This window comes from Microbulbifer rhizosphaerae (assembly GCF_014191725.1).
In the GTDB taxonomy this organism is placed as follows: domain Bacteria; phylum Pseudomonadota; class Gammaproteobacteria; order Pseudomonadales; family Cellvibrionaceae; genus Microbulbifer; species Microbulbifer rhizosphaerae.
In genome coordinates, this window is sequence record NZ_JACHWZ010000045.1 from 1 (window position 1) to 8,726 (window position 8,726).

The window sequence follows — 8,726 nt, forward strand, 5'->3', positions numbered from 1 at the left end:
ATCGAGTATAAGAATGGCAATAATGTCGTTAAATCAACATCAGGAACATTCTCTGTAGCTAAGGATGGAACTACTACAGATAGCAGTCCTATTGATGCTGATTTCAGTTTTGTTTCCACTAAATATGTCAGTGCCGCGGGCAGCTCGCAGGTCTTAGGTTATTTTAACGAGAGTCTGGCAGCTACTGTTGCTCGTGCCGATGTCACCGTGCGAGATAAAGTGACAGGGGCTGTCATTTCCACGAATTCGTCTTACCCAGCTGATTACCTCAAATGGCTGAAGGATCAGGACCCCAGCAGTTATGTTTATGATGGACACTTGAATCTTTCCAGCGATTTTGTTCAGCACAGCTACAATGATCCCCAGAATTTTGATATCAGTAACTGGGAAATTTACGACACGGCGCCTGCCGGTGCCACGATGCAGGCGGTCTATGATTCATCGCTGCAGCGCAATGTCGTCGAGGTTTCCGGTAGTGGGACTGGCAATGGGTTCCGTGTTTGGAAAAACCCTCAACGCGAAACCTGGCAAATAACCGATGGCACAGTGGCCCGCGCAGAGGTCAATTTTTCTGGAAGCACGATCTTTTATTATAAAATAAACACCTCTAATGGCTCTGCCTATGTTAGTTACAATTCCAGCCTCACGCAGCCAAAAATTACTGTCTCCACATCCGGGGTTATTTATTACAATTTTCCGTTAGATGCGCAGTATCTGGACGGTAACTGGCATGCGTTTGAGCGCGATATCCAGGCAGATATCTACTCTTTAGACCCATCTTCCCAGCTACTGGAAATCAATAACTTCCTGGTGCGCGGCAGTGGCCGTATCGGCACTATCGAGATCGACACCCATACCCCCACGGGTAACGGGGAGTTGCTTGATGGTCGCTACACCGTCGAAGTGGACCTGACTTACAAAAGCGGTTCGACTTCCTCGACCTCCTTCGACTACGAACTCGGCACCCAGTACGAATACCACCCCACCGAGTTCCGCTGGCCGGCCAGCACCCGCCCGGCGGGCAGTGTCGCCGTCTTCGAATACGAATCCTCCCCCGGCACCTGGACCTCGGTGCCGGTGGCGGAAGACGGCACCGACCTGAAAGTTATTCTCGGCGATATCGATGACGAGACCATTGCCGAAGGGACTTATAACTTCCGCATCCGCTACGAACAGGGGGGCGAGGTTGTTAAAGAGACGATCGGGAGTCCCACCCTGGATGTCGCTATGGGCGTAGAGCCCAGCAACTTTGACTTCCAGTACACCGTCGTTTCCCTGCAAAGCAATAGCGGCCACGCCATCAGCGGTTATCCGGCCAGCATCGGCAGCAATCCGGTCCTGGAAAAGATCGTCGCGGTGGTCAAGGACAACAGCGGCCAAGTGGTGTCCACCGCCGAGACCTGGCCGCAGCTGTTTGGCAGTTACAACGGCCAGGTAAACCTGTCCATCGGCAGCCAGTTGGCCTCCGGTGCAGCCTATACGGTCGAGCTGACCCTGCACTACGAGGATGGCAGCACTAGTAACAAGTCTCCCTTTACTGTGGAGGTGGGCGACCAGCCGGCTCAGGACCAGATGATCAGCTGGTCCGAGGCTGCCTATGCGCCACAGGCGGACGAGATTACCCACTTCGAATACCGCCGCGCCGGCAGCCAGGACGACTGGAACAGTGTGGCGGTGAGCCAGAACGGCAGCGACTTCAGCGTCAACCTGGGGTATGCGCTTTCGGGTAATTATGAGTATCGCGCGTCCAGCTACCGCGACGCGGACGGCAATGGCTACACGGCCAACGACCGCTTGCTGCGCACGCTTTCGGGTACCTTCGGTGCCAACAGCAGCGGCAGTGTGTCTGCCGATTGGGATATTCCCACCTATCAGCGCGCCTCCCTGGAAGGCTACGCCATCGAGGGGTATTTAAGTGCGGCGGAAGCCGCGGATATCGCCTGGCTGGAGGCGGTGGTCACCGACAACGCCACCGGCTCGCCGATCAGCGCGCAGCCGGCGCTGACCTGGATAGACCCGGCCACCCTGCGCGATGGCTCCTTTGCCGGCCGGGTGAACCTGCTGGTAGGCGATCAACTGCCCGACGGCGATTACACGGTGCAGATTACCCGTCACTCTATCGACGGCAACAGTGCGGTGGATACCGCTTTCCAGCACCAGGTGGGACTGCAGCAGGAGGCGGTGGTCAATCCGCAGCTGGCTTTGGTCCTGGATGAGCCCTATGGGGCTACGGCGGTCAGCCTGTCCATCCGCCCGGTTAGCGGCGGCGCCTGGGAGCCATTACCCATCGACTTGGCTAACTGGAGTGCGGAGCTGGACAAGGCCAGCCACCCCAACGGTGTCTATGAATACCAGCTGTCCTACACCTTGGATGTGGGCGGTACCCCAATTACTAAAAGCGGGGTGGGTCGCTTCACCCTCACCGCCGGCGAGAGCACTATCCAGGCCCTGAGCGCCACCGCGTCCGGTGTGGATCTCTCCGATGCGCGCATTGAGCGCTCTTTTTATAATGACGCTGGTCGTGTGGCTGCGACTCTGGATGCGGAGGGGTATTTAACCGAGTACCACTACAACCGCGCCGGCCAACTGGTGTCCACGACCCAGTACACCAACCGGGTGGCGGATTACGCTAACAACGCCCACTGGCTGAACAGCGGTACTTTGCAGACGCTGCGCCCGGCCGCCGATCCCGCCTTTGATCGCAGTAGCTACTGGCTTTACGACGGCCAGGGCCGCGAAGCGGCGGTGATCGATGCCGAGGGGTATGTCACCGAGCACCAGTACGACGCTGCCGGCAATCGGGTCCGGAGCACCCGGTACGCGGATTCCCTGCACGATCTTAATGAGTTGAACACCGCGCTGGCTGCGGTGGGCAATGATGCGTCACGCCTGAGTTTGGGCAGCGACCGCGGCTTAGGACAGGTGCGTCCGCTGGCTTCCAGCGATGACCGCGTTACCGAATGGCGCTACGACGCGCGCAACCAGGTGACGCACACCACCGATGCCACCGGCAACACCAGCAGCTTTACCTACACCGCCGGCGGCCAGCTGGAAACCAGCCGCAGTGGTATCGCCGTTACCGCCGGCTCCATCCTGGATAACTACCTGGACAACTACCAGGGCAACCCCACCTTTACCGCCAATACCAGCGCCGCGCGCGACCACACCACTGAATACGATGTGCAGGGACGGGTGATTGCCGAGAAGGATCACCTGGGTCGGGTTGTCATCAGCCACAGCTACGACGACAGCGGTCGGCGTATTGCCGCCACCGATGCCAACGGCTACACCACCCACTACGCCTACACGGCGGACGGCAATTTAAAATACAGCGTGTCACCGGTGTTTGTGCCCGGCACCAGCAGCATTGAGTGGCAGGTCACCGAGTTTAGCTACAACGCCTTTGGCGAAATGACGCAGACGCGCACCTACGCCAACCGCCTGAGCAATACCCTGCTTGGCGGCCTGGGTCTGAACGGCGATGCGGCCACCCTGGACAGCAGTGTCGCCGGCCTCGCCGATGCGGCCGATGTGATTACTGCAACGGAATACACCCAGCGCGGCCAGGTGGATAACGCCACCGATGGCGAAGGCTTTGTTACGGAATACCAGTACAACGCCTTCGGCGAGCGCACGCAGTTGAGCCAGGCCATCGACCGGGCCAACACCCAGCAGGCGGTGACCGACTTCAGCTACAGTCGCCGCGGCCAGCTGGAAACTACCACCAGCCACCTGACTGTGGGGCCCTTCGCGACGGTCTCCTCCAGCAGCGTGTACAACGCCTTCGGCGAAGTAGCGTCCAGCACCGATGGTCGCGGCTTTACCTCCGACTATCTCTACGATCGTTTGGGTCAGCTGGTCACCCAGACCAACGCGCTGGAACAGCAGACCACGTTTAGTTACGACGCCTTCGGCCGCATGCTGACTCGCACCGATGCGCTGAACCGCAGCACGACGTATCAGTACGACGACGCCAGCCGTACCCAGACGGTCACCACGCCGGAGGGCGTGCAGACCAAGACCGTCAACAACCTCCACGGCGAGACCTTCGAAGTTTATTTAAAGGTGAACGGCAACTGGCAGCGCCAGGCGCAGTACCAGTACGACACCCAGGGCAACCTGACCGACACCACCGATGCCCTGAACAACACCGCCAGCCGCGAGTACAACGCCGCCGGCCAGCTGACCGCGACGGTGGACGAGCGCGGCGTGCGCAGCGAGGTCAGCTACGACCCGCAGGGCCGGGTGCTGACCCGCACCCAGGATGTGGGCGGCCTCAACCTCACCACCACCAACCGCTACGGCCACCGCTTTGAGGAAAGCGTCGATGCCAGCGGCAGCGTGACCCGCACCGAGTACGACAACAACGGCCGGGTGGCGCGAGTCATTGTCGACGCCACCCAGGACGGCTCCGGGCTCAACCTGCTGACCCAGTACGACTACGACGGCCAGGGCAACCTGCTGGAAGTCAAAGAGGGTAGCCTCACCGGCGGTATCAATGGCACGGCCAGCTATACCCGCACCACCGCTTACAGCTACGACGAACTGGGCCGGGTGCAGAGCGAAACCATCGACCCGAATGGGCTGGCGATCACCACCAGCTACCAGTACGACCAGAATGGCAATCGCACCGTTATCACCAATGCGCTGGGTTACAGCACTTACTTTGTGTATGACGCCTTGGGGCGGGAGCGTTTTGCGCTGATGCCTCTGTTCTTGAATGCCGCGTCCAACATGCAATACACGGCGACCGAAAAGCAGTATGACGCCGCGGGACAACTGGTCACCAGCATTGAGCATGTCGGCGCCCATGAGTTGCCGGCCACCTTGGATGAAGCCACTGTAGCGGCCGCCATCGCCGGCGGCAGTGACCGCAGCACGACCTATCTGTACAACGACGACGGCCAACTGACTCACACCGTCGACAATCTCGGCCAGGTCACCGAGACTGTTTACGACAGTGCCGGCCGCGTCAGCGCGGTGATCCGCTTCGCCGACCGCATCGATCCGACGACGGAGACCGTCGCCGACGACCTGGTGCGCGACACCAGCGTCGATAGAGAGACCCGCTACCAGTACGACGCCGCCGGGCGCCAGACCCACACCCTGCGCGTGTTTGAGCAGGGCGGTGTGCAGTACGCCTATGTCACCGAGACGCTATACACCGACCGCGGCGAAATCGCCGGCGAGATTGCCTACGCCCAGGCGATCAACCTCGCCACCCAGACCCCCGCGGACCTGAACCCGGAAGCCGCGGACAACCGCCACAGCACCTTCGTCTACGACGCCGCCGGCCGCCGCACCCATACCGTCGACAGCCTCGGCTTTGTTACCGAGACCCGCTACGACGATATCAATAACACCGAGACCGTGATCCGCTATGCCAACGGGATCAGTGTGCTCGCGGCCAGCAGTTGGGACGGCTTAACGGCTGCCGACCTGTCCATTGTGGCCAGCCAGCAAAAGGACCAGGTGATCGTCACCCAGTACGACAGTGCCGGGCGCAAGGACAGCCTGACGGAAAAAGTCTGGAACCAGGCCACCGCCCAACTGGACAGCTTCACCGAAAACTACGGCTACGACGCCCTCGGCAACCGCATCGAGATCATCGATCAACGCAACTTTAAAACCACCTTCAGCTACGATGCCGCCGGCCGCCTGACCCACAAGCTGGTGCCGCAGGACGGCAGCAACGGCTACCTGTCCACCTGGACCTACGACGCCCAGGGTCAGGTCAAAACCGAAACCCACTACAGCCAGGCGGTGGCGCAGACTACTGACCCGAGCAGTATCGACACGCAAACCCTGGCCCACGCCCAGGATCGCAGCACCACTTACACTTATAACGCCAGGGGCAATCTGAGAGCGGAAACCGACAGCGCCGGGGTGGTGACCGAGCACGCCTACAACGCGTTCGGGGAAGAGTGGCGCACCATCGAGGCCAAGGGCCTGGCCGAGCAGCGGGTCACCTACCGCGGCTTCGACCAGCTGGGCCGTTTGGTGGAAGAGACCAGCGGCCTGCCGGACTGGGCACAGAGCACCATCCAAAACCGCCACAGCCTCACCGAAGCGGAACTGGGCGCGGACGAACAGGTCGCCACCACCTACTTCACTTACAACAGCTTCGGCGAGTTGGAGACATTGGTCAGCCCCCGCGGCCCCGGCTACGTCAGCCAGCAGCACCACGACCAGCTGGGGCGCAAAGTGGGCGAGACCGATGCCCAGGGCGGCGTCACCCAGACGCTCCTGGACGCCTTCGGCAACATCGTCGCCACCACCGATCCCAACGGCAACACCGGAGTCTTCTTCTACGACGTCAACAACCAGCTCACCCACCAGGTCAACCCGGACGGCGCCGTCACCACCTATGTGTACGATACCTTCGGCCAGGCCACCGACGTGCGCACCTATGCACAAAAACTGCCGGCCGGCACCGATATCGCCAACCTGACCCGCGCGGGCCTGGTGTCCCTGCTGAATGGTACGCAAGATCCCATTAGCGACCGCCACACCACCAATGAATACGACAACCGCGGCCAACTGCTCAAGACCACCCGGCACGGCTACGACCTGATCAACGGTGTCGCCACCCAGGGCGTCACCCAATACGCATACGATCAGTCCGGCAACCGCGTGGCCACCATCGACGCCCTCGGCGGGCGCACCGACTATGTCCTCGATGCCCAGGGCCGCATCACCAAAGAAACCGGCCCGCAGTTCAATGCCACGCTCAGCGCCCACAGCACCGCGACGGCCAGCGTGCGCGCCATTACCGAATACAGCTACAACGCCTTCGACAGGATCAGTGCGTCCGAAGGCAAGTACTGGGACGTCAGTGCCGCACTGGAAAAAACCGCCCCCGGCGGCGTGCGCACCACGCAGATGGCCTACGACCACAACGGCCAGCTGCTCACCCTGATCGGCCCCAGCTTTACCGCCGCCAATAATGCCGCGACCAACAACCCCGACTTCGACGGCAGCATCGGCACCGTCACCCTCAAGCAGGCCAGCGAGAAACGCTACGATGCCCTCGGCCGTTTAATTTACGAAGGCCAGCGCGGCCTGCAGAGCGCGGTACTCAATGCCGACGGCAGCGTCAGCGGCACCCAGCACGGCCAGGTCCAGGCCAGCACCTACAGCTACAACCGCCTCGACCAGCAGATCTTCGCCCTGGACGCCGACGGCGGCCTCACCTACCAGCAGCACGACGCCGCCGGCAATATCAAAACCGAAACCCGCTACGACCAGCGCTTAAAAATTAACGGCGCAACCTGGAGCGGCGCCATCGCCCAACTGAACCTCAACAACCCCGCCGAACACTGGCGCACCGATGCCCAGGCTCTGCAGGCGAACGAGTTCACCACCGGCCGCAGCACCCACTACCAGTACAACGCCAATAACCTGTTGATCAACAGCGAATCCGACAGCGGCGTCTTCTTCGATCTCAACAACCTGATCGACCCGCAGTCCACCAGCGGCGACCAACAGGAACTGCAAAACGGCTTCAGCCTCGGCAGCACCCAGAGCAGCCAGGTCATCTACGACGCCAACGGCAACAGCATCATCCAGATCGACGGCAAGGACCAACCCAGCTTCGCCGTCTACGATGCCGCCGGCAACCGCGTACTGGCAGTGGACCGCCTCGGCTACGTCACCGAATATGAGTACGACGGCCTCGGCCAGGTCATCGGCGAAACCCGCTACGCCGGCGCCCTCGACTTCGCCAACCTCAAGTTCGCCAACCTCGCCGCCCCCGCCGACAATCAGGCCCGCCAGACCTGGATACAAGACTTCTACAATACCGATCGCGCCGCCCTGGTGGCCAACATCGTCACCGGCGAAGAGCGCACTACCGAATATGTCTACAACGGCCAGGGCCTGCTGGTGGAAGAGCGCACCAAAGGGGAATCCTTCACCCGGGTCAGCAACTCCGGCACCGCCCTCAACGTCAGCCAGGTCGAAAGCGACCTGGTCACCCGCTACGGCTACAACGACGCCGGGCAGTTGAAAGACACCGTGCGCTACGACGGCAATGAAAACGCCGCGGACAGCCGCATAGAAACGATCACCTACAACAAACTCGGCCAGCAGACCCAAACCCAGGGCGCCGAATACACCGACTACCTCGGCAACAGCGTGCGCGGCACCGTCAGCTACCGCTACGACCTCTACGGCAACCGCACTGCCGAAATCGTGCACAACGACAGCGGCAACCAGGTCACCAGCCACAGCTACAACGCCCTCGGCAAGCGCACCGAGACCCGCGACGCCAGAGAGAACAGCGGCGATGCCAACTACGAAGGCAAGACCCAGTTCACCTTCGACGCCTTCGGCAATGCCGTCTACCAGACCCAGTACCAGACCGATATCGACAACAACCAGAGCCAAGTCGTCACCTGGCTCCAATACGACGCCCAGGGCCGGGAAACCGCCCGCACCAACAACGTCGACCAGACCGAGTTCGGCGAAAACGTACAACACGACATCGCCTACAACACCCACGGGCAGGTGATCGGCAAGGGCATCAACACCGACGCCCGCGACTCAGTGATCGGCGGCAAATACCAGGAGTACTACGTCTACGACGACCTCGGCCGGCTGTTCAAGACCAACAGCGGCAACGGCACGCCGCGGCTGTACCTGTACGACCAGAACGGCAACGCCACCCTGGAAATATCTGCGATCAACAACAACAGCCTGGACACTATCCTCACCGCCCAGCAGGC

Annotated in this window: 1 protein-coding gene; it reads left to right on the forward strand. The window is 61.2% G+C overall.

The features are described 5' to 3' along the window. Nucleotides 1-810: 810 nt before the first annotated feature. A partial coding sequence (locus FHS09_RS22140) for a hypothetical protein (RefSeq protein WP_221192198.1) occupies nt 811-8,726 on the forward strand: 7,916 nt, incomplete at its 3' end.